The sequence below is a fragment of the Pantoea sp. EKM20T genome (assembly GCF_011800485.1).
Classification (GTDB): Bacteria; Pseudomonadota; Gammaproteobacteria; order Enterobacterales; family Enterobacteriaceae; genus Pantoea; species Pantoea agglomerans.
In genome coordinates this window covers 116,668-137,714 of sequence record NZ_JAALFW010000005.1, presented here as the reverse complement: position 1 = coordinate 137,714, position 21,047 = coordinate 116,668, and the positions used below count along the sequence as shown (strand labels likewise).

20 protein-coding genes and 1 tRNA gene are annotated in these 21,047 nt (G+C 57.2%); 11 read left to right on the top strand and 10 right to left on the bottom strand.

Going from position 1 to position 21,047, the window contains the following annotated elements; translation table 11 throughout:
- Positions 1–13 precede the first annotated feature (13 nt).
- Together HFD94_RS10965 and HFD94_RS10960 are read right to left on the bottom strand one after the other, a co-directional pair.
- A complete protein-coding gene (locus HFD94_RS10965; RefSeq protein WP_010251990.1) occupies positions 14–307 on the bottom strand; it encodes a co-chaperone GroES in 294 nt (97 codons plus the stop codon).
- A 460-nt stretch (positions 308–767) separates the two neighbouring features.
- A complete protein-coding gene (locus HFD94_RS10960) occupies positions 768–1,229 on the bottom strand; it encodes an FxsA family protein (protein ID WP_181955364.1) in 462 nt (153 codons plus the stop codon).
- Between the two features lie 328 nt (positions 1,230–1,557).
- Here HFD94_RS10960 and aspA point away from each other — a divergent pair, with 328 nt between their 5' ends.
- The 6 genes from aspA (at position 1,558) to HFD94_RS10930 (ending at position 7,285) form a co-directional block, all read left to right on the top strand.
- Positions 1,558–2,994, top strand: coding sequence for an aspartate ammonia-lyase (gene aspA / locus HFD94_RS10955; RefSeq protein ID WP_122889202.1), 1,437 nt, complete (start codon positions 1,558–1,560; stop codon positions 2,992–2,994).
- 111 nt (positions 2,995–3,105) lie between these two features.
- Positions 3,106–4,407 carry an anaerobic C4-dicarboxylate transporter gene (locus tag HFD94_RS10950; RefSeq protein WP_033759606.1) on the top strand — a complete coding sequence of 434 codons (1,302 nt, stop codon included), beginning with the start codon at positions 3,106–3,108 and terminating at the stop codon, positions 4,405–4,407.
- A 65-nt stretch (positions 4,408–4,472) separates the two neighbouring features.
- On the top strand, positions 4,473–4,787 hold the full coding sequence (gene cutA, locus HFD94_RS10945; RefSeq protein WP_010672018.1) for a divalent cation tolerance protein CutA: 315 nt from the start codon (positions 4,473–4,475) through the stop codon (positions 4,785–4,787).
- Positions 4,763–6,463 carry a protein-disulfide reductase DsbD gene (locus tag HFD94_RS10940; protein WP_122889201.1) on the top strand — a complete coding sequence of 567 codons (1,701 nt, stop codon included), beginning with the start codon at positions 4,763–4,765 and terminating at the stop codon, positions 6,461–6,463. Before cutA ends, HFD94_RS10940 begins: the two co-directional genes overlap by 25 nt.
- Positions 6,464–6,526: 63 nt before the next feature.
- Positions 6,527–7,102 (top strand): transcriptional regulator, encoded by a 576-nt coding sequence (locus HFD94_RS10935; RefSeq protein ID WP_033770860.1) that lies wholly within the window; start codon positions 6,527–6,529, stop codon positions 7,100–7,102.
- 107 nt (positions 7,103–7,209) lie between these two features.
- A tRNA-Phe gene (locus HFD94_RS10930) sits at positions 7,210–7,285 on the top strand.
- 260 nt (positions 7,286–7,545) lie between these two features.
- On the opposite strand, the gene HFD94_RS10925 is transcribed toward HFD94_RS10930, so the two are convergent.
- The 3 genes from HFD94_RS10925 to HFD94_RS10915 form a co-directional block, all read right to left on the bottom strand.
- Complete coding sequence (locus tag HFD94_RS10925) at positions 7,546–8,715, bottom strand: Gfo/Idh/MocA family protein (RefSeq protein WP_045140879.1); 1,170 nt, start codon at positions 8,713–8,715, stop codon at positions 7,546–7,548.
- 10 nt (positions 8,716–8,725) lie between these two features.
- On the bottom strand, positions 8,726–9,643 hold the full coding sequence (locus HFD94_RS10920; protein ID WP_061703558.1) for a TIM barrel protein: 918 nt from the start codon (positions 9,641–9,643) through the stop codon (positions 8,726–8,728).
- A 150-nt stretch (positions 9,644–9,793) separates the two neighbouring features.
- Positions 9,794–10,819 (bottom strand): LacI family DNA-binding transcriptional regulator, encoded by a 1,026-nt coding sequence (locus HFD94_RS10915; protein WP_010252022.1) that lies wholly within the window; start codon positions 10,817–10,819, stop codon positions 9,794–9,796.
- Positions 10,820–11,149: 330 nt separating this feature from the next.
- On the opposite strand from HFD94_RS10915, the gene HFD94_RS10910 reads away from it, so the two are divergent.
- The 4 genes from HFD94_RS10910 (at position 11,150) to HFD94_RS10895 (ending at position 14,476) form a co-directional block, all read left to right on the top strand.
- Complete coding sequence (locus HFD94_RS10910; RefSeq protein ID WP_122889200.1) at positions 11,150–12,193, top strand: Gfo/Idh/MocA family protein; 1,044 nt, start codon at positions 11,150–11,152, stop codon at positions 12,191–12,193.
- Positions 12,194–12,211: 18 nt separating this feature from the next.
- Positions 12,212–13,090: a sugar phosphate isomerase/epimerase family protein gene (locus tag HFD94_RS10905; protein ID WP_010252025.1), complete on the top strand. Its 879-nt coding sequence runs from the start codon at positions 12,212–12,214 to the stop codon at positions 13,088–13,090.
- Positions 13,091–13,308: 218 nt separating this feature from the next.
- On the top strand, positions 13,309–14,172 hold the full coding sequence (yghU, locus tag HFD94_RS10900; protein ID WP_010252027.1) for a glutathione-dependent disulfide-bond oxidoreductase: 864 nt from the start codon (positions 13,309–13,311) through the stop codon (positions 14,170–14,172).
- A 10-nt stretch (positions 14,173–14,182) separates the two neighbouring features.
- A complete protein-coding gene (locus tag HFD94_RS10895) occupies positions 14,183–14,476 on the top strand; it encodes a DUF1330 domain-containing protein (protein WP_010252030.1) in 294 nt (97 codons plus the stop codon).
- A 30-nt stretch (positions 14,477–14,506) separates the two neighbouring features.
- On the opposite strand, the gene HFD94_RS10890 is transcribed toward HFD94_RS10895, so the two are convergent.
- Both HFD94_RS10890 and HFD94_RS10885 read right to left on the bottom strand, forming a co-directional pair.
- On the bottom strand, positions 14,507–15,601 hold the full coding sequence (locus HFD94_RS10890; RefSeq protein ID WP_122889199.1) for a YncE family protein: 1,095 nt from the start codon (positions 15,599–15,601) through the stop codon (positions 14,507–14,509).
- A gap of 201 nt (positions 15,602–15,802) precedes the next feature.
- Positions 15,803–16,741 carry a LysR family transcriptional regulator gene (locus HFD94_RS10885; protein WP_033769472.1) on the bottom strand — a complete coding sequence of 313 codons (939 nt, stop codon included), beginning with the start codon at positions 16,739–16,741 and terminating at the stop codon, positions 15,803–15,805.
- A gap of 64 nt (positions 16,742–16,805) precedes the next feature.
- On the opposite strand from HFD94_RS10885, the gene HFD94_RS10880 reads away from it, so the two are divergent.
- Complete coding sequence (locus HFD94_RS10880) at positions 16,806–17,876, top strand: tartrate dehydrogenase (RefSeq protein ID WP_033787519.1); 1,071 nt, start codon at positions 16,806–16,808, stop codon at positions 17,874–17,876.
- A 1-nt stretch (position 17,877) separates the two neighbouring features.
- Here HFD94_RS10880 and HFD94_RS10875 read toward each other — a convergent pair whose 3' ends face one another.
- The 3 genes from HFD94_RS10875 to HFD94_RS10865 form a co-directional block, all read right to left on the bottom strand.
- Positions 17,878–19,209, bottom strand: a complete 1,332-nt coding sequence (locus HFD94_RS10875; RefSeq protein ID WP_122889298.1) for a glycoside hydrolase family 28 protein — start codon at positions 19,207–19,209, stop codon at positions 17,878–17,880.
- A gap of 103 nt (positions 19,210–19,312) precedes the next feature.
- Positions 19,313–20,128, bottom strand: a complete 816-nt coding sequence (locus tag HFD94_RS10870; RefSeq protein WP_167433130.1) for a carbohydrate ABC transporter permease — start codon at positions 20,126–20,128, stop codon at positions 19,313–19,315.
- Positions 20,128–21,000, bottom strand: a complete 873-nt coding sequence (locus HFD94_RS10865; protein WP_010252041.1) for a carbohydrate ABC transporter permease — start codon at positions 20,998–21,000, stop codon at positions 20,128–20,130. Before HFD94_RS10865 ends, HFD94_RS10870 begins: the two co-directional genes overlap by 1 nt.
- Positions 21,001–21,047 lie beyond the last annotated feature (47 nt).

The window sequence follows — 21,047 nt, the reverse complement described above, 5'->3', positions numbered from 1 at the left end:
TTACGCGTAAAAATTACGCTTCAACAACGGCCAGAATGTCGCTCTCAGAGATGATAAGCACCTCTTCGTTGTCGATTTTCTCGGTTTTCGCGCCGTAACCTTCGCTGAAGATCACGATGTCGCCAACCTTCACGTCCAGCGGCTTAATGTCGCCACTCTCAAGGATGCGGCCATTGCCGACAGCCAGTACTTCACCACGGGTGGATTTACCGGCTGCGGAACCGGTCAGCACGATGCCGCCAGCTGATTTAGCTTCAACTTCTTTACGCTTGACGATAACGCGATCGTGCAATGGACGAATTTTCATTTGATAGCTCTCCTTTGAGAAGTCCAATCATTCAGTTTTGGGGTTGAACACCGGGCTGCATGGCTTCCGGCCTCGTGACCAGAGAGATAGGGCCGCTGCCACCCACTTTCAAGGGGGCGGACAACAAATTTTTTACCTGTGAGTGATAAGTGATGGCTTTTTGAACAGATGATGGGGCAGATAAAAAACGCAACCCGTAGGTTGCGCCAGCGTGCTGACAAACTCAGTACAGGATGACCCTGGCAGCAACGGCTAAGCTCAGGGCGCAGGAAACAGGGTCAGAAGAGGAAAGCGTCACGCGCCACGGATGGCGCGGGCCGAGAAGTCATGGATGACGATTTTGCGACTTTCCGATCTGACCCTGTTCCCTGTGCGGCTCCGGTCTCACAGCTGGCCGGGTCAGGCTTTTCAACAATCTCACGCAACCCGTAGGTTGCGCTTTCAGAGGTGACAGCTGCGGTTAACGATCCTTGTGATCGTCATGATGCTCAAGGCGATCGCTCTCTTTACGCTCGAACTCGCCATCCATGGTGTAGCCGCTGTCTGGACCGGCTCCCGGCCCCCGCCAGACGCGCAGATGAGGCATCAGCTTCAGCGTCAGATGTTTCTGCACCGGTGGCAGCAGCAGCAGCAGGCCCAGCAGGTCGGTAAAGAAACCAGGCAGCAGCAGCAGGAAACCGGCGATGATCAGCGACACGCTTTTGATCATCTCATTGGCCGGGCTTTCATTACGTGCCAGCTTCTCCTGCATCAGCATAAAGTTTTTCATGCCCTGATTTTTGACCAGCGAGACGCCGATGCACGAGGTGAAGACCACCAACAGCATGGTAAGCAGCACGCCCATGACGTGTGCAACCTGAATGAAGAGGGAAATCTCAATCCAGGCCAGAACGAAAAAGACTAATAACGGTATCCAGCGCACCGTACTCTCCTGTAAGTAGGGGCTGAACGGCAGCGTGCCGGTCAGCAGAAAGCGTTCATCCTGAGGATGATAAGAAAAGAGATGGGCACCCGCGCCGCCATTTTCAACCGATCCTGTCAAATTTATCCTGTGGGGTTAATTTTGTAACCAACTTCACATATCGTTAACCAGGCTGCAGCATTAAGTGATCTGCATGCGTGCTTTTCATATGCATCAGAATATGATCGCACACGCCCCTATGAAGACGGATAATATGTCGGCACGGGTACACCACGACAAAATAAACACATCCTTTGTGATGGTTAGCGGCAACAACAAGAAGGTTATCATGGCGAACAACATTCGTATCGAAGAAGACCTGTTAGGTATGCGCGAAGTTCCGGCGGATGCCTATTATGGCGTTCATACTCTGCGTGCGATTGAGAATTTTTATATCAGCAACAGCAAAATCAGCGACATACCTGAATTTGTCCGCGGCATGGTGATGGTAAAAAAAGCGGCGGCGATGGCCAACAAAGAGCTGCAGACCATCCCGCGCAACATTGCCGATACCATCATTAAGGCCTGCGACGAAGTGCTCAACAACGGCCGCTGTATGGACCAGTTCCCCGTGGATGTTTATCAGGGCGGTGCCGGGACCTCGGTCAACATGAACACCAATGAAGTACTGGCGAACATCGGCCTTGAGCTGATGGGCCACCAGAAAGGGGAATATCAGTACCTCAACCCCAACGATCATGTGAACAAATGCCAGTCCACCAACGACGCTTACCCAACCGGTTTCCGCATCGCGGTCTACAGCTCGCTACTGAAACTGCTTGATGGCATCAGCCAGCTGGCCGAAGGCTTCCGGCACAAAGCCGATGAGTTCCAGACCATCCTGAAAATGGGCCGTACCCAGTTGCAGGATGCCGTGCCGATGACCCTCGGGCAGGAATTTCACGCCTTCAGCGTACTGCTGAACGAAGAGACCAAAAGCATTCTGCGCACCGCGGAACTGCTGCTGGAAGTGAACCTGGGCGCGACCGCCATCGGCACCCGCCTCAATACGCCGGAAGGGTATCAGCACCTGGCGGTACAGCGTCTGGCGGAAGTCAGCAACCTGCCGGTGGTGCCAGCGGAAGATCTGATTGAAGCAACCTCCGACTGCGGCGCCTATGTGATGGTCCATTCATCGCTGAAACGTCTGGCGGTGAAGCTCTCTAAAATCTGTAACGACCTGCGCCTGCTCTCCTCAGGCCCGCGTGCTGGTCTGAATGAAATCAACCTGCCAGAGCTGCAGGCGGGTTCCTCTATCATGCCCGCCAAGGTCAATCCGGTTGTACCGGAGGTGGTAAACCAGGTCTGCTTCAAAGTGATTGGTAACGACATCACCGTGACGATGGCCTCTGAAGCGGGCCAGCTGCAGCTCAACGTGATGGAGCCGGTGATTGGCCAGGCGCTGTTTGAGTCGATCAGCATTCTGACTAACGCCTGCTATAACCTGCTGGAGAAGTGCATCAACGGCATTACCGCCAACCGCGCAGTGTGCGAAGCCTATGTCTTCAACTCGATTGGTATCGTGACTTACCTCAACCCTTACATCGGCCACCACAACGGCGACATCGTCGGTAAAATCTGTGCGGAAACCGGTAAAAGCGTACGTGAAGTCGTGCTGGAGCGCGGCCTGCTGACGGAAAGTGAGCTGGACGATATCTTCTCGGTGCAGAACCTGATGTACCCGGTTTATAAAGCCAAACGTTATACTGATGAAAACGAACAGTAAGGTTTAACCGACGCTGGTTAACCAAAGGCACACCGCGATCAACACGGTGTGCCTTTTTTTTTGTTAAACAGCATACCCGGCTATTACCGGTTTATCTTTCAGGAGTCATTCATGTTTGTGGTTGAGCTGCTTATCGTCTTGATGGCGATCTGGTTGGGCGCACGTCTTGGCGGCATTGGTATCGGGTTCGCAGGCGGAATGGGCGTGCTGATCCTGACGCTGGGATTTGGCATGGCACCCGGCGCTATTCCGTTCGATGTGATTGAAATCATCATGGCGGTGATCGCCGCGATAGCCGCCATGCAGGTGGCAGGCGGGATGGATTATCTGGTGAGTCTGGCGGAACGCCTGCTGCGCCGCCATCCACGCCACGTTACGCTGCTGGCCCCACTAGTGACCTACCTGATGACGCTACTGGCCGGTACCGGACATACCGCGTTCTCAACATTACCGGTGATTGCCGAAGTGGCGAAAGAGCAAGGCGTTCGCCCTTCCCGGCCGCTGTCGATTGCGGTAGTGGCTTCGCAGATCGCGATTACCGCATCACCCATTTCAGCCGCAGTGGTTTTCTTCGCCACTTTGCTTGAGCCGCGCGGCGTCAGCTATATCACGCTGCTGGCGATTGCCATCCCCTCAACCATGGTGGGCCTCTTCCTGGCGGCTCTGGTGACTAACTTCTTAGGCCGTGAGCTAAAGGATGATGAGGTTTATCAGGCGCGTCTCGCCAAAGGCGAAGTCACGCTGCGCGGCGCCAGCCTCTACCAGGCAAAACCGGGCGCGAAAAAATCGGTGCTGCTGTTTCTGACGGGCATTGTGGCCGTGGTGCTTTATGCCACCGCGACCAGCGCCAGCGTCGGGCTGATCGTCAATCCGCCACTGCCACGCAATGAAGCGATTGTGGTGTTTATGCTGACCATCGCCACGCTGATCAGCCTGACCTGCAAACTCGACACCAGCGAAATCCTCAGCGCCAGCACCTTTAAGTCCGGCATGAGCGCCTGTATCTGCGTGATGGGCGTCGCCTGGCTGGGCGATACCTTTGTGAAGGCACATCTGGCGGAGATTCAGATGCTGGCGGGCGACACGCTGAAAACCTATCCGTGGATGCTGGCGCTGGTGCTGTTCTTCGCCTCGATGCTGCTCTACTCGCAGGCTGCGACTACCAAAGCGCTGATGCCCGCCGCGCTGCTGCTGGGCGTTACGCCGCTTACTGCCATCGCTTCCTTCGCGGCGGTTTCGGCGCTGTTTGTACTGCCAACCTACCCGACCCTGCTGGCCGCCGTTGAGATGGATGACACCGGCTCGACCCGGATTGGCAAGTATGTGTTTAACCATGCCTTTATCATTCCCGGCGTGATCGCCATTGCGCTGTCGGTGCTCTCTGGCTTCGTTTTTGGCGGATTGCTGCTTTAAGCGCACTCCTCGTGTTACGGATGGAGCGTGCTATCATCGGCGCTCTTTAAAACAGGAGTTACAGGATGAATGCTGTCGTTATCCTCTGCACCACGCCCGATCAGGCCACGGCGGAGCACCTTGCTGGCTTAGCGCTGGAAGCCAGGCTGGCGGCCTGTGTCACACTGCTGCCGGGCGCCACCTCCTGGTATCTCTGGCAGGGAAAAATGGAGCAGAGCAGCGAAGTCCAGATGCTGCTGAAATGCGACAGCGATCATCAGCAGGCGCTGTGTGATCTGCTCAAAGACGCTCACCCTTACGATGTGCCCGAACTGCTGGCGCTGCCGGTTCAATATGGAGACAGTGAATACTTGTCATGGCTGCACGCATCTCTCGCTTAATTACGCTTCTGCTGACGCTGTTTCTCGGCCTGCAGGCGCACGCTTCACTCTTTTCAAATCCGGCGACCAGTCGCTTTGTGCCGGTCGATCAGGCCTTTACTTTTGACTTCGACCAGCAGGGCGCGCAGCTCAACCTGCACTGGAAAGTGAAATCGGGTTATTACCTCTATCGCCAGCAGATCCACATCACACCGCAGAACGCGACCATCGCGCCGTTAACGCTGCCGGCTGGTCAGCCGCATGAAGATGAATTCTTCGGCAAAAGTGAAATCTATCCGCAGGATCTGACGCTGCCGGTGACGCTGCAACAGGCGGCCAGCGGCGCCACGCTCAGTGTGACTTATCAGGGCTGTGCCGCCGCCGGATTCTGTTATCCGCCAGAGACGCGCAGCGTTCCGGTAAGTGCGGTAACCGCCAGCAGCGCACCGCCGCCGGTCAGCGCTCAGCCCGCGCCCGCCAGCCCGCTGCCTTTCTCGCCGCTCTGGGCGCTACTGATTGGTATCGGTGTCGCGTTTACGCCCTGCGTACTGCCGATGTATCCGCTGATCTCCGGCATTATCCTTGGCGGACAGCGCCACTATTCGCTGGGCCGGCTGTTCGCGCTGGCGATGGTCTATGTGCAGGGGATGGCGCTGACCTACACGCTGCTGGGAGTGGTCGTCGCGGCAGCGGGCCTGCGCTTCCAGGCCGCGTTGCAGCATCCTTATGTGCTGTTCACGCTCTCACTGCTGTTTATCGTGCTGGCGCTGTCGATGTTCGGCCTGTTTACGCTGCAACTGCCCGCCAGCCTGCAAACCCGCCTGACCCTGTGGAGTAATCGTCAGCAGGGTGGCTCGCTGCCCGGCGTCTTCCTGATGGGGGCACTGGCGGGTTTGATCTGCTCGCCCTGCACCACGGCCCCGCTCAGCGCCATTCTGCTTTACATCGCGCAGAGCGGAAATCTGTGGGCCGGTGCCGGGACGCTGTGGCTCTATGCGGTCGGAATGGGATTACCGCTTATCGCCGTGACCCTGTTTGGCAACCGGCTGCTGCCAAAAAGCGGCCCGTGGATGCAAACCGTTAAAGAGGGCTTTGGTTTTGTCATCCTGGCGCTGCCGGTCTTCCTGCTGGAGCGGGTGCTGGGCGATGCGTGGGGATTGCGACTCTGGAGCCTGCTCGGCGTGGCGTTCTTTGGCTGGGCGTTCAGCGTCAGCCTGCGCGCCAGCAGCGGTAAGTGGCGCGTAGTGCAGATTATCATGCTGGCCGCTGCGCTGATCAGCGCACGCCCGTTGCAGGACTGGGCCTTTGGCGGACCGGCGCAGCAGCAGGCTGTGGCACCGCTGCCGTTCCATACTATCCAGACGCCGCAGCAGCTTGATAGCGCGCTGCAGCAGGCCCGCGGCCGCATCACCATGGTCGATCTCTACGCTGACTGGTGCGTCGCCTGCAAAGAGTTTGAAAAATATACCTTTAGTGACAGCGCCGTGCGCGATAGCCTGAGTCAGGTACAGTTGCTCCAGGCCAACGTCACCGCCAACAACGCCAGTGATAACGCGCTGTTTCAGCACCTTCAGGTGCTGGGCTTACCGACGATTTTGTTCTTTGATGCGCAGGGCCGCGAAATCGCCGGATCGCGCATCACCGGGTTTCTCAATGCCGCCGAGTTCCGGGCGCATTTGCAGAAACTTACCCCGTAAACAACACTGGAGTCAGGTCATTGCCCGGTGCCTTACCGGGCCTGCATACCAGAGGAGAGTCACTTGCAGCGTGAACAGATACTCGAGCATGCATTGAATGTGCTTGAACAGAACGGCCTCGCCGCCACCCTCTCATTGGAAACCCTGGCGGGATCCGAATTAACCCGTGACCAGCTTCAGCAGTTCTGGCCCGATCGTGACGCCCTGCTCTACGATGCGCTGCGCTATCACGGGCAGCAGATTGATACCTGGCGACGCCAGATCCTGCTGGATGAATCGCTGTCGCCCGACCAGAAGCTGATGGCACGCTATGAGGTCCTGAGTGAGCAGGTCAGCAAAGGACGCTTTCCAGGCTGCCTGTTTATTGCCGCCTGTAGCTTCTACCCGCAGCCCGATCAGCCCATCCATCAACTGGCCGAACAGCAGAAACGCGGCTCATGGCAGTTCACCTACGACATTCTGGTGGAGCAGGCGCTGGACAACCCCAGCATGGTGGCCGATCAGATGGAGCTGATTCTTGAAGGCTGCCTCAGCAAGCTGCTGGTGAAGCGCAATGTGCAGGATGTCGCCACCGCACAGCGGCTGGCGGAGGATGTTTACAGCATCGCGCTGTGCCGTAAAAATGGCGCGCTGGCCTGAGGTTTTACCCGCTTTGACTGAAAATCAGGCAATCAGTCACGTTTCCAGGGGTTTTTTGGTGAAAGCCGTTGACGACCCGCGGCCTTTACGGTTTAATGCGCCCCGTTGCCCGAATAGCTCAGTCGGTAGAGCAGGGGATTGAAAATCCCCGTGTCCCTGGTTCGATTCCGGGTTCGGGCACCATATTTAAAGAACCCGCCTCTGGCGGGTTTTTGCTTTTGTGGAGCGAACCCGTTATCGAAGGTTCGATACACTCGCCACATCCTGTGGCTCACCCTCCGGGTCGCGCGAAGCCGCGCGATGCAAAAATGCTCCCGGCATTTTTGTCCGGGTTCGGGCACCATATTTAAAGAACCCGCCTCTGGCGGGTTTTTGCTTTTGTGGAACGAACCCGTTATCGAAGGTTCGATACACTCGCCACATCCTGTGGCTCGCCCTCTGCTTCAGCACGCCACCCACACTGCACCGGCATCCGCCGATTTCACGCACTGCGCGACCCAGCGCACGCCCATTAATCCGGCATGCACGTCGGGATACCAGAAATCCTGCAGGAAGTCGGTGTCACGGCGATCGGTGGCATCCATCGCCAGTGCGAAGCGACGATAAAGATTGGACCAGGCTTCAAATAACCCCTCGGTATGCCCTCCGCCAATGCGGTCCTCTTCCAGCGCGCGCGGATTAAGATAGCCCATGCCGCGCTCCAGAATGCGCACCGGCTCGCCCTGCACTTCATAGCGCAACTGGTTCGGCTGCTCATCCCACCATTCCAGACTGGCTTTCGATCCGACGACCCGAATCTTCTGCCCGTGCATCGATCCGGCATTCACCGCCGACGCCCATAACGTGCCGACCGCGCCGTTGTCATACTCCATCATCACAAAGGCGTTATCCTCAAGCGGCGCACGCGACGCGACAAAGCTCTGACGCGAACAGAGCAGACGTGTCACTTTCAGCTGTGGCAACATCGTTTCTGCGATAAACAACGGATGCGTCGCCAGGTCGCCTAACACGTAACTCGGGCCGACAAAGCGCGGATCGACCCGCCAGCGGGTGCTTTCACTCTGCAACTCCACCGCCTCATTATGGAAGCCGTGAGCAAACTGCATGTTAACGATGCGGATCTCACCCAAAGCCCCTTCGGCGATCATCTCCCTGGCCTGATGAACCAGCTGATGCCCGGCGTAACCGTAGGTGACGCCAACAACCTTCTGCTTCTCCCGGCTCAGCTGCTCCAGCTCATCCGCCTCTTCGACCGTAAAACAGAGGGGCTTCTCGCACACCACATGCAGCCCGGCATTAAGCGCCGCGCGGCAAATGGCGAAGTGAGTATTATTAGGCGTGGCGACAGACACCGCCTCAATGCCATCTTCACGCGCGGCTTCCCCGGCGAACAGGCTGGCATAATCGGGATAACAGCGGTCCGGTACCACACCCAGCGCCTGACCAAACTCACGCCCGCGTGCGGCATCAATATCAAACGCCCCCGCCAGCAGCACAAAGTTTCCGTCACGCTGTGCTGCAGAGCGATGGATATACCCAATCTGGCTGGTGCCGCCGCCGCCGATCATGCCCCAGCGCAGCGAGCGATTAGCCGCTTTTTTACCGTTAATCATGCTGTTGTCCTCAGAATCCTGTTGATCGGAGATAGTCCAGGCTGGCTTTAACATCCCGCAGACTGGTGTCGGCATGGCGCGGATCACGCTCCTGTTCGATGGTAATCCAGCCCTGATAGTTACGCTCAGTCAGCAGCGTGCGCACCGCCGGATAGTCAATTGCGCCCTGCCCCAGCGGACACATCACCCCCTGCGCGCAGGCAGTGAAAAAGTCGAGTCCGCGAGAGAGGGCGTCTCGCCAGACCCGCTGGTTAACGTCTTTGAAGTGGAGGTAATCGATGCGGGTCCAGTACTGTTGCAGCGAAGCGACCGGATCCATCCCGGCGTAATAGAGATGGCCGGTATCCAGGCATAAACCAGCCACCTGATGCGGAATATCACTGACCAGCCGCGCAAGCTCATCGGCAAACTCAATGCAGCCGCCCGCATGCGGATGGATCACCGGTCGCACGCCATACTCCTGCCAGGCAATCTCACTCAGAATGGTGATGTGTCGCATCATGCGCTGCCAGTCGTCAGCGGAGAGCCGTGGCGCTTTTTCTGACTGACCGGCATATTTCGCCCGCTCCGGATTCCCGAAGTCGATGACCACCAGATAAGGCGCGCTGGCGCCGGGCGTTTTGACGGCGGCTGGTACGCTGGCCAGGGTACGGCACAGGTTGTGGGTGAGCGTGACCAATTCAGGGAAATGCGCTTCACTGACCAAATCATCAAAAATCGTACCCGCCACCAGCGAAAGCTGATGCGCATTAAGCTGCCGGGTCAGTTCGGCTGCATCCGCTGGCAGATAGCCCCAGGGGCCAAGTTCAATACTGGGATAGCCAGCCTGAGCGGCCTCGGTCAGGACTTTCTGCCATGGCGGCAGCCAGGGATTAGCGGGATCGTCGACGCCCCAGCTACAGGGCGCATTAGCAATGTGAAAGGTCATGATATCTGCCTGTGCAGTGAGAACTGCTGGCAGTATCAAATGAAAATTTCATCTCAGACAACAATGAAAGTTTCATTTTTTGATAGAGATCGCGTTTAAATATTTCTTTATATGATAGTTTTCTATCAAATACCCGCTAACCTGCTCTTTCTACAGGTTTTCACGCGTCACGATTTCAAAGGGTACGGTCACCTGAGCAAAATGGTCGCGCTGTTCCATCCGGCTGTTGAGGCAGGTGGCGATCACCGCCGCAGCCATGGCATCAATACGATGGCGCAACATCAGCGTAATGGTGCCATCAATCAGCGCCAGCTCATCGCCGGGCAGCGGACCGTGGCACAGCAGATCGATCTGCCTGCGTCCGCTGTCACGCAGCGCCTGCACCACGCCCTCTATGCCGCCGCAGGGCGCATAAATCATCACCAGATCATCATGGGTGTCCAGCAACTGCCGGGTCGCCTGATAGCCTCCTTCACCCGACTCATGCGTTTTTAACGGTTCCAGTACCCGCTGGCTGATGCCTGACTCGCGCAGGTAAGAGCGGAAACTGATCTCGCTGCTCTCCTGGCAGGTAAAGCGGTGATCGCCCAGCAGCACCCCAACGCATCCCGGCTGACGCAGCAGATGCTGTGCCATCCAGGCCGCCGTACGTCCCGCTTTCTGATTATCAATGCCGATAAACCCCGCATGCTCACAGGGCGAGAAATCAGAAAACAGCGCGTAAACCCGTACGCCCAGTCGTGACACATCCTGAATCGCGTGACGAATCAGCGGATGATCCAGCGCCACCAGCGCAATCACATCACTGCGCTGTGCCAGCAGACGCAGCGAGTGCGCCACCGCCTCCACTTCATGAATATCATGCCAGCAGAATTCAGGTTCGCTGCCCTGTGGCTGCTGCGCCTTCAGCTGCTGTTTCAGCACCTCGCCTAGCTGCTGATAAAACGAATAACGGGCAGGCAGCAGGATAAAGCTCACGCGAACTGTTGCCGCAGCGAGCGGCGATGTTGTCCGGATGTGTGCCTGCGTCAGGTGATAGCCCAGCTCGCGGGCCGCAGCCAGCACTTTCTGCTCGGTCACGCTGCGCACCGGCGCGCGTCCATTCAGCACCCGATCCACGGTGGCCACGCCCACGCCCGCCGCCTGCGCAATAGCGGTCATCGTCACTTTTGACATCATCCTTCTCCCTGCTTCTGCTCTCTGTAGCGCTGGCTGACGGCTACGCCTATATATTCTGTTGTCTGAGACATCAACACTCTATCGCGGCACAGCCATTTCCTCTCATTTATTTGATAGAAAGTCAGCGTTAATCTTGATCGTCCTCGCAAAATGAAACATTCATTTCTTTCTGCATTCTCTTTAAAACGCCCATTTGCTAAAACGGATAAAAATCCTGCGCCGATCGGGTTGATGGGATCACATCATTAAAAGGTTAGAGCGACGACGGCGGGCTTTCTATAGTGGAGCCCTGAGCAGCACCTGCCTGCACGTATAAAAGGAAAAGTTATGTTCCCTTCAACGCTTCCGGTTCCACGCCTGACCGCTGCCAGCCAGGTACCACAGTTGCGCTGGGGCATTATCGGGCCGGGCTGGATCGCCGACCATTTTGCCCATGCACTGCGCAAGCATACCCACCAGCAGATCACGGCGGTGGCTGCGCGTGAACCGGCAAAAGCACAGGCCTTTGCCGACAAATGGTCAATCAGCCATGCCACGGGCAGTATCGACGTGCTGCTGGCGCGGGAGGATGTTGATGCGGTCTATATCGCTACGCCCCACAACCACCATTTTCCCGATGGTCTGCGCGCGATTGCCGCCGGAAAGCATCTGCTGATTGAAAAGCCGCTGGCGCTGAATGCTCAGCAGGCGACACAGCTTAAACTGGCCGCCGCTGCCGCGAACCTGCTCTGTATGGAGGCGATGTGGTGCAACTTCACACCGAAATATGACGTTATCCGTCAGCTGCTGGAGGATGGCGTGCTCGGCGATGTTCACACCCTGATTGCCGATCATGGCGAGTTTTTCACACCAGACCATCGCATCTTCAACGCCGATCTGGCGGGCGGCCCGATGCTGGATCTGGGCAGCTATCTGGTGGCGCTTAGCGTGTTTGTTGGCGGCGGTGCGCCTGACACGATCGTCGCCCGGGGCCAGCCCGTCCCGGATGGGCGTGTAAACGGTCAGACGTCGATGCTGTTTACCCATCAGCACGGCATGCATTCGGTGCTGAATACCACCCTGTTCAGCAACACGCCAGGCGGCGCGGTGATCGCCGGACGCGAGGCCACGCTGGAACTGGCGGGCCAGTTCTATGCGCCTGGTAACTTCACCCTGACCTCCAGCGATCGGCGTCATCGCCTGCAGTGGCAGGAGCCTGCCAGCCGCTATGAACAGCTCTGTCATGAAATTAACCATTTCGCCTGGTGTATCGGTCAGAACCGGATCGATTCACCCATCCATTCGCTTGACCAGGCGATTACCACCCTGGCCACGATGGACAACGTCAGGCAGCAGATTGGCGTGACTTTCAATGAAGAACAGCAACCTTAATGTGCCCGGAGCAGAAAGATGAAAATCGCTTTTGATGTGGATGTGATTAAAGATTTAGGCATCACCCGTATGGTTCATCAGGTGGCCGACTGGGGATACAAATATATCGAACAGTCGCCGCATCCGCAGATCAACCCGTTTTATAAACATCCTAAAGCCAGCCGTGAAATCATCACCGAGTATAAGAATGCGTTAAACGCCACCGGGCTGGAGATCTCCTCGTTTATCGTGGTCTATCGCTGGTCCGGCCCGGATGAGCTGCGTCGTCAGGCGGCGGTGAAGAACTGGAAGCGGATGATCGAGATCGCGGTTGAGATGGGTGTGCAGGTGATCAACACCGAGCTCTCCGGCACGCCTAACGAGCCGGAAATCTGTGAAGAGATGTTCTATCGCTCCATGGAAGAGCTGCTGCCGATCATCGAACGTGAAGGCATCCGCGTCGAAATCCAGGCCCATCCGTGGGATTTCTGCGAAGAGAACAACGAAACCGTGGATATCGTGAAGTCGTTCCGCAGCGATAATGTGAAGTATATCTACAGCGCGCCACACACTTTCTTTTATGACAAAGGCAAAGGTGATGTGAAACCGATGCTGGAGTATGCCGGTGACGATCTGTCACACATGCTGATCGCCGACACCATGAACCATACAAAACACTGTCGCTACATCGTTAACCCGCCAGGGGTGGATGCCACCATTCACCAGCATGTCGGCGTGGGCGAAGGCGAAGTGGACTTCGACACCCTGTTTAAAACACTGCGCGACACCGGCTTTGCCACCCGCAGTTATAAAGTCGGCGGTGAACCGATCATCGCGGCGTCTCTGTTTGGCTACCCGGAAAAGATGAAGGTTCAGGCGGTAGAAACCCGCGAACTGATTGAGCGTGAACTGCTGTAACCCTGCCTGCCGTGCAGTCGCTGCTGACTGCACGGCCACCTCCGCTCAGGATAACGAACCACCTGCCTGACACACTTTTATTCACTTTTCTCCTGTGCCGCTGCCCGCCTGACATCAGCCCCCTGCAGCACGGCCTTGCGCAGCCAGCAGAGTTAAACCCCCTTCGCAGCACCTGCTACACTCCAGACCAATACCACACCATAAGGCGAACTTTCATTATGTCGGAAAATGCATATCAGCCCGCAAAAGTCTGGACCTGGGACCCTGAAGCCAAAGGTAACGGCGCTAAAACTAATCGTCCGTTCGCTGGTCCCACCCATGAAAAAGCGTTGCCGGTCGGCAAGCATCCTTTACAGCTCTATTCGCTTGGCACGCCTAACGGCCAGAAGGTGACCATCCTGCTGGAAGAGCTGCTGGCGCTTAACGTCAACGATGCGGAATATGATGCCTGGCTGATCCGTATCGGCGAAGGCGATCAGTTCTCCAGCGGTTTTGTCGACGTAAACCCGAACTCGAAAATCCCGGCGCTGAGCGACCACTCGGCAACGCCGCCGATTCGGGTATTTGAATCGGGCAACATCCTGCTCTATCTGGCGGAGAAGTATGGCTACTTCCTGCCGAAAGATATCGCTGGCCGCACCGAAACCCTGAACTGGCTCTTCTGGTTACAGGGCTCAGCGCCTTACCTGGGCGGTGGTTTCGGTCATTTCTATCACTACGCGCCAGAAAAAATTGAGTACGCCATTAACCGCTTCACGCTGGAAGCGAAGCGTCAGCTCGACGTGCTGGATCGTCAGCTGGCAGATAACCGCTATCTGGCCGGTGATGACTACACCATCGCTGATATCGCCACCTGGCCGTGGTACGGCAACATGGTGCTGAATGACCAGTATGGCGGTGCCGAATTCCTGGATGTGCAGTCCTATAAAAATGTGGTGCGCTGGGCGAAAGAGATCGCGCTGCGACCTGCTGTGATTCGTGGCCGCAAGGTCAACCGTGTCATGGGCGACCCGGCCGATCAGCTGCACGAGCGTCATGATGCCGCTGACTTCGATACCAAAACCCAGGATAAAAAAGCTTAAGGAGAGATCTGTGAGTGCATATGTTGTATTTATTCGTGATAACACCCTGAACCAGGACGAAATGGCGATCTATGCCGAGAAAGCGGGCGAGGCTCGCGGCGATCATCAGATCAATCCTCTCGCCTTTTATGGCGAACTGGAAACGCTGGAAGGACAGGAAGCAGAAGGCGTGGTGATTCTGGAATTCGCGAGCCGCGAAGCCGCACATGCCTGGTATGACAGCCCGGAATATCAGGCTGCCAAAGCGCACCGTCTGAAAGGCGCGAACTATCGCGTGGTGCTGGTAGAAGGTGTGGCTAAGTAAAGATTCAGGCGGCAGCGATGCCGCCTTTTTTTATTGCAGTGTGATACGCGCTACGCCATCCAGCCCCTGACTGCTGTGATCGTCATTGAAGCCCTGCTTCAGGGTGACGAACAGGGTCTGCCCGTCCGGTGAGACCAGCAGACTGTTGGGGTGGCTATCAAATGACCAGCTGTTTTTCACCTCATAGGTGGTGCCATCCAGCTGCAGCACCTTCTTCGATTCGCGCTGGCTGATATAAATCTCATTGCGCTTGCCATTAAACTTAATCCCCAGTGAGTCGCCCAGATTCAGACGCTTAATGACCTTGCCGCTGCGCTCATCAAACACCAGCGTATTTTTCGCTTTTGAATTATCCGTAACAAACAGGCGACCGGTTGCCGGATCCTCGGCCATATTCAGGAACAGATACTCCTGCCCGTCACCCGCCGTCAGGCGCTGCTCGATTTTGTTATTGCGCGGATTGATCACCAGGATTTCTCCGCTGCCGTTCGCCGCATAAATCCGGTCGCTGACCGGCGAGAAGATGATGCCTGTGACCCACTTCCCGGCATTTTTTATCCGGGTTTTCAGCGTCAGGGTTTTGGCATCAACCACCCAGATCACGCCCGGATCGCCCACGCCGCCGACATAGAGCAGCCCGTCATGCAGAAAGATTTCACGCGTGCCATAGGGCATGCCTTTCTCATTTTTCTCGTCAAACATCAGGCGCTTCAGCACCTTACCGTTATCAGGATCGATTTTAGAGATACCGCCATCCAGCGTGTTGGTGGCGTAGAGTGCGCTGCCGTCAGGCGCACTGATCAGACCAAAGTTTTTCAGGTCGAAGTGTCCCGCGCCGGTGCTCTGCAGCGTGGAAGCATCAAGACGGTAGATCATGCCGCCGCTGATATCTTTAAATCCCTGCGCGCTGGCGACATAGAGGGCGTTTTTTGCTGGCAGATAGGCCATCTCATACAAACCTTCACCCAGCTCGCGCTGAATCAGGTTATCCGGGCTGGAGGGCTGCATCACCACCGGCGCGCTGGCATCCACTTTTTTCGCCGGCATCTGGCACGCCGTCAGGCTGAAGGTGGTCACCATCGCCAGTGTAAGTGCCGCTGTACGCGGACTGAACAACGCTTTCATACTTAACTCCCCTATCTGCCTGCTGCTCCCGGCTGGCCACAACGCAGAGGACAGGCAGGAAATAAAAAGAATAAGAATCATACGCAGCCGCTAAAACGCTGTAAACGCAGCGGCATGATGACGCAACCGAATCAGCTTAATGCGGTATGTTTATTGTCCGCAGGCGTCTGGCCGCGCCAGAAACTGCCTTTAAAAGCCTGGCTAATCAACCGATTGCAGATTGCTCTGCAGAAACCCCACAAATGCGGTAATACGCGCCGGAAGCTGACGCTGCGCCTGCCAGACCGCAAAAATATCGCCATCCGGTGCCTGCCAGTCGGGTAACACCGGCAGCAGTTCGCCCGTCGCCAGACTGTGCTGCGCATCCCACCAGGAACGCAGCAAGATGCCATGCCCATCCATCGCCAGCCGCATCGCCACTTCGCCATCGTTGGTGATCAGACTGCCGCGCACTTTCTGATTGATGCTCTGTTCGCCGCTGGTCAGTCGCCACAGGGTAAAATCGCTGTCGTGCTGGCGCAGTAAAATGCAGTTGTGTTGTGCCAGATCGCGCACTGTCTCCGGCAGACCGTGCCGGGCGGCATAGGCGGGTGAGCAGCAGAGAATGCGCGGATTGGTACGCAGTTTGCGCGCCACCAGCCGTGAGTCGGGCGGTTCCCCGACGCGGATATCAATATCCATGTGGGCATCAAGAAAATTAAGTGGCTGGCTGCTGAGCTGCAGCGACAGCGAGAGTTCCGGGTGCAGCGCGGCAAAAGCCGAGACGCAGGGCGCAATATGCCGACGGCCAAAGCCAAATGAGGCGTTAATGTTAAGTGTGCCGCGCAGCTGAGCGGTTTCGCCGCTGACCGCCTCTTCCAGCGCCGCCAGCTGATCCAGCAACGGACGCGCACCCGCCAGATAACGGCGCCCTTCCGGCGTCAGCTCCAGTCGTCGCGTGGTGCGGCGCAGGAGTTGCACACCAAGCCGCTGTTCCAGCTGGCTCAGACGTTTGCTGACCGCCGCCAGCGACAGTCCCAGTTCGCGCGCCGCCGCAGTCAGGCTATCCAGCGCAGCCAGGCGAACAAAGAAGGCTAAATCATCGGTGGAGGTGCGGGATTCTCTACTTTTATTCAACACTGGATTGCCTTTCAGGCTCATTATTTCCCCGTAAGCGACAGTTATACTGCGTACACAATTCGAACATCAACCGGAAAGGTACCCTGTGACTGACAAAATTCACTCTGTTGCCGTGATCCCTGGCGACGGCATCGGCAAAGAAGTGATGCCGGAAGGCGTCCGTGTAATGAATGCGGCCGCAGAGAAATTTAACATTCCGCTGCGCTGGGAGTGGTTCGATTACGCCAGTGCCGACTACTGGCAGCAGCATGGCAAAATGTTGCCTGACGACTGGTTTCCACAGCTGAAAGCCTTTGATGCGATCTATTTTGGCGCGGTCGGCTGGCCCGATGTGGTGCCCGACCACGTTTCACTATGGGGCTCGCTGCTGCAGTTCCGCCGGGAGTTCGATCAATATGTGAATCTGCGTCCGGTGCGACTGATGCCAGGCGTCAAAGCGCCGCTGGCGAATCGTCAGCCCGGCGATATCGACTTCTATGTGGTACGCGAAAACACTGAGGGTGAATACTCCAGCGTCGGCGGCACCATGTTCCCCGGCACCGAACGTGAAGTGGTGATTCAGGAGACGGTGATGACGCGCACCGGCGTCGATCGCATCCTGAAGTTTGCCTATCAGCTGGCGCAGAGTCGGCCGAAGAAACACCTGACCTCCGCCACCAAATCGAACGGCATTGCCATCACCATGCCCTACTGGGATAGCCGCGTTGAAGCCATGGCCGGTCAGTTCCCCGATGTTCGCGTCGATAAGTATCACATCGATATTCTCACCGCTAACTTCGTGCTGCATCCGGACTGGTTTGATGTGGTGGTCGCCAGCAATCTGTTTGGCGATATCCTCTCCGATCTCGGCCCGGCCTGTACCGGCACTATCGGCATCGCCCCTTCGGCCAATATCAACCCGGAAGGCCTGTTCCCCAGCCTGTTTGAACCGGTTCACGGTTCTGCGCCCGATATCGCCGGTAAAGGCGTCGCCAATCCCATCGGACAGATCTGGTGTGGCGCGATGATGCTGGAGCACCTCGGCTACAAAGCGGCAGGTGATGCGGTGTTAGACGCGATTGAACGCACGCTGGCAGCGGGCGAGCACCTGACACGCGATCTCGGCGGCAGCGCCAGCACCGAACAGCTCGGTATGGCCATCGCCGCCGCGCTGTGATTTAGTCCGGCAACTGCACCACGCACTCGGGGTGCCAGCCTGGCGGTAACGGCTCCGGCCGTACTATCGCCAGGCTGTGCAGTTGCAGGTTCTCCACCCCGCGTGCAAACAGGCCCGGCAGCCCGTCGGGATAGCGCTCTACGCCAAAAGCTTCGCCGGTTTTCGGGTCAAGTTTGTAGGCGTTATCCAGCCCCATGCCGGTCGGGGAGTCCGGATTACAGGGCGGCCGTACATCATAGTGTCCCTGTGCAACCGGTGCCACGGTCTGCCGCATCTGCAGCTGGCTGATGACCACATCGCGTATCCAGCCCGGTTCTGCCGCATGCAGGTTAATCGCCCCTTCCGCCACGCCCGTAACGTTACTGAACTGCACCTGCTCTACGATGCCGGGCGTAATGGCGGGATCGCGCCTGCGCACCGAAATATGCAGCGGATCGGCTTTTCCCCAGTGACAGGGCGGCGCATGGTGACAGGCAAAAGTCAGATTACTGAACAGCAGACGCCGCATCGCGCCGCCGTCACGCGACAGAATGCCAATGCCACGGTTGGAATCAAAAATGGTGCAGCCGGTCACCGTGACATCTTCCACATCATCCCAGGTTTCAGTGCCGATTTTAAAGGCGCAGCTGTAGCTACGCAGCAGGCAGTTGGTGATCATAATCTGCCGCGCCGGACGCCGCAGCGCGGCCGGTTTGTAGGTGGTTTTGATGCAGATGGCATCATCGGCGGCACTGAGATAGCTGTTGCTGACAAACACCGCTTCGCAGCTGTCGATATCGAGCGCATCGGTATTCGGCATGGTCATGGCATTGTCGATGGTGAGGTGGTCGATATGCACATGGCGACAGCTCACCAGATGCACCGTCCACATCGGCGCCTGCACGATGGTAAAGGCGGTCAGCGTTACCTGCTCGCAATCTTCAAACACAATGATCCGCGGCCGGTCCGCACGCGGCAGGCGATAGCCCTGCTCGTCACGCTCAGCGGCAAACCAGGCTTCACCGTCACCGTCTATACGGCCGGTGCCGCTGATGGTGATATTGCGCTGGCCCAGCGCATAGAGCAGCACATTGTGGGACTTCTCAGCACAGCTCAGCGCCTGTACCGCCTGGTAATCAGCCAGCCGCTGACTGGCGATCAGCACCGCGCCCGCTTCAAGATGGAGTTCAAAATCAGAGGGCAGATTCAGGCAGCCGCTGCGATAACGCCCGGCAGGCAGGGTCAGACGGCCACCGCCCGCCGCCGCAATCTGATCCATAGCGCGTTGCAGCACGGCCGTGTCCGGGGTTTCGCCATCGGCGACAGGGTGAAAATCAGCAAGGGAAAGGTGCATCATGCGTCTCCCGCAGGATTGAGGAGGAGGAATTGCAGCACGATACGACGCGGCAAACCTTTGTCTGGCCGCCAGTGCGCCGTTTCGTGCGGGCTATCACAGATTACTTCACGGCCCCTTCGGTGACGCCGCTGATGAACTTGCGCTGGAAAATCAGGAACACCACGATCAGCGGCATAATCACAATCATCGCGCCCGCCATCAGCACCGGAATGTCGATGGTGTTTTTGTTCTGGAAAAACATCATGCCAATTGGCAGTGTGCGTAACTCATCCTTGTTGACCAGAATCAGCGGGATCAGGAACTCATTCCAGGTCCAGATAAACAGCAGCAGCCCCAGCGTTGAGAGGGTCGGCCAGATAGCGGGCACCAGAATGCCCCACAGAATTTTGACCCGCGATGCCCCATCCATTACCGCCGCTTCCACCAGTTCTTTCGGCACCTGCTGGAAAGCACTGGCGATCATCAGCGTGGTAAAGGGCAGCGACAGGGCAATTTGCGGCAGGATCAGCGCCAGATAGGTGTTGGTCAGCCCCATCCAGCGCAGCTCGTGATAGAGCGGAATGATAAAGGCTTCACTCGGCAATACCATCCCTAGCGCCAGCATCGCTCCGATGACTTTTTTACCAGGGATTTTCAGCCACGCGAAACCGAACCCGGCCAGAATGCCCAGCAGCACGCTGAACAGCACCACCGGAATCACCACCAGCACTGAGTTGAGGAAGTAGACGTTGAAGTGTCCCTGTTGCCACGCGGTCAGGTAGTTTTTGAAATTCAGCGAGGCGGGCAGCGTGAAGACCCCCTGAAACAGCTCCATCTGGGTTTTGAACGACGTCATCAGCGCCATCAGGAACGGCAGAATCGTCATCAGCGCCACGATCCAGATCAGCGCGCATGAAATCACCGGCGTGCTTCGCATCAGTAACGCTCCTTTAAGGCCAGATGGATCAGATAGTTAATCCCTAAAACAATGACCATGCTGAACACCGCCACCGACGAGGCGTAGCCAAAGTAGTGCAGATCAAAGCCCTGCTTATACATAAAGATGTTGGTCACCATGGTGGAGGTGCCCGGGCCGCCCTGCGTCATCACATAGACCAGGTCAAAGGCTTTCAGGCTGGCGATCACCGTCAGCAGCAGGGCAATCCGCAGCTCGGGTCGCAGGCCTGGCAGCGTAATGCGCATAAACTTCTGGCGACGCGACGAGCCATCGAGATCGGCCGCTTCCAGCAGTGAGGGATCCATGCGCTGCAGGCCCGCCATAAACAGAACCAGACAGAAGCCGAAGAAGTACCAGGTGGCGACCAGACCCACGGCGGGCAGCGCCCAGGTAAAATCACCCAGCCAGGAGAGTGCCAGCTGGGGCAATCCTATTGCGCGTAATATCTGGTCGATCGGACCAAACGCCGGGTTATAGAGCCAGCGCCACACCACGCCCAGCACCGCCATCGGCATGATGTAGGGCAGGAAAAAGAGAATGCGCAGCACGCTGCGTTCGCTGTTGTTGCGCGTGTCATACAGAAAGCTGCAGAGCAGCAGGCCGACGCCAATCGGCAACAGGGTATAGAACAGCATCAGGATGGCGTTATTGCCCAGTGCAATCCAGAACACCGGATCGCTGAACATCCGCAGATAGTTGCTGACGCCGCTAAACACCGGCAGCGAGGTGCCGTCCCATTCGGTAAAACTGATGCCCAGCGAGGCCAGTAGCGGGAACAGCAGAAACACCGCATAGACCAGCACCGCAGGCAGAACATAGAGAAAATTACGCCAGCCACTTAAATTCAACATAACTCTACTCGTGGTTCAGAACGAGGCTCAGGCCCGGCTGTTCGCCG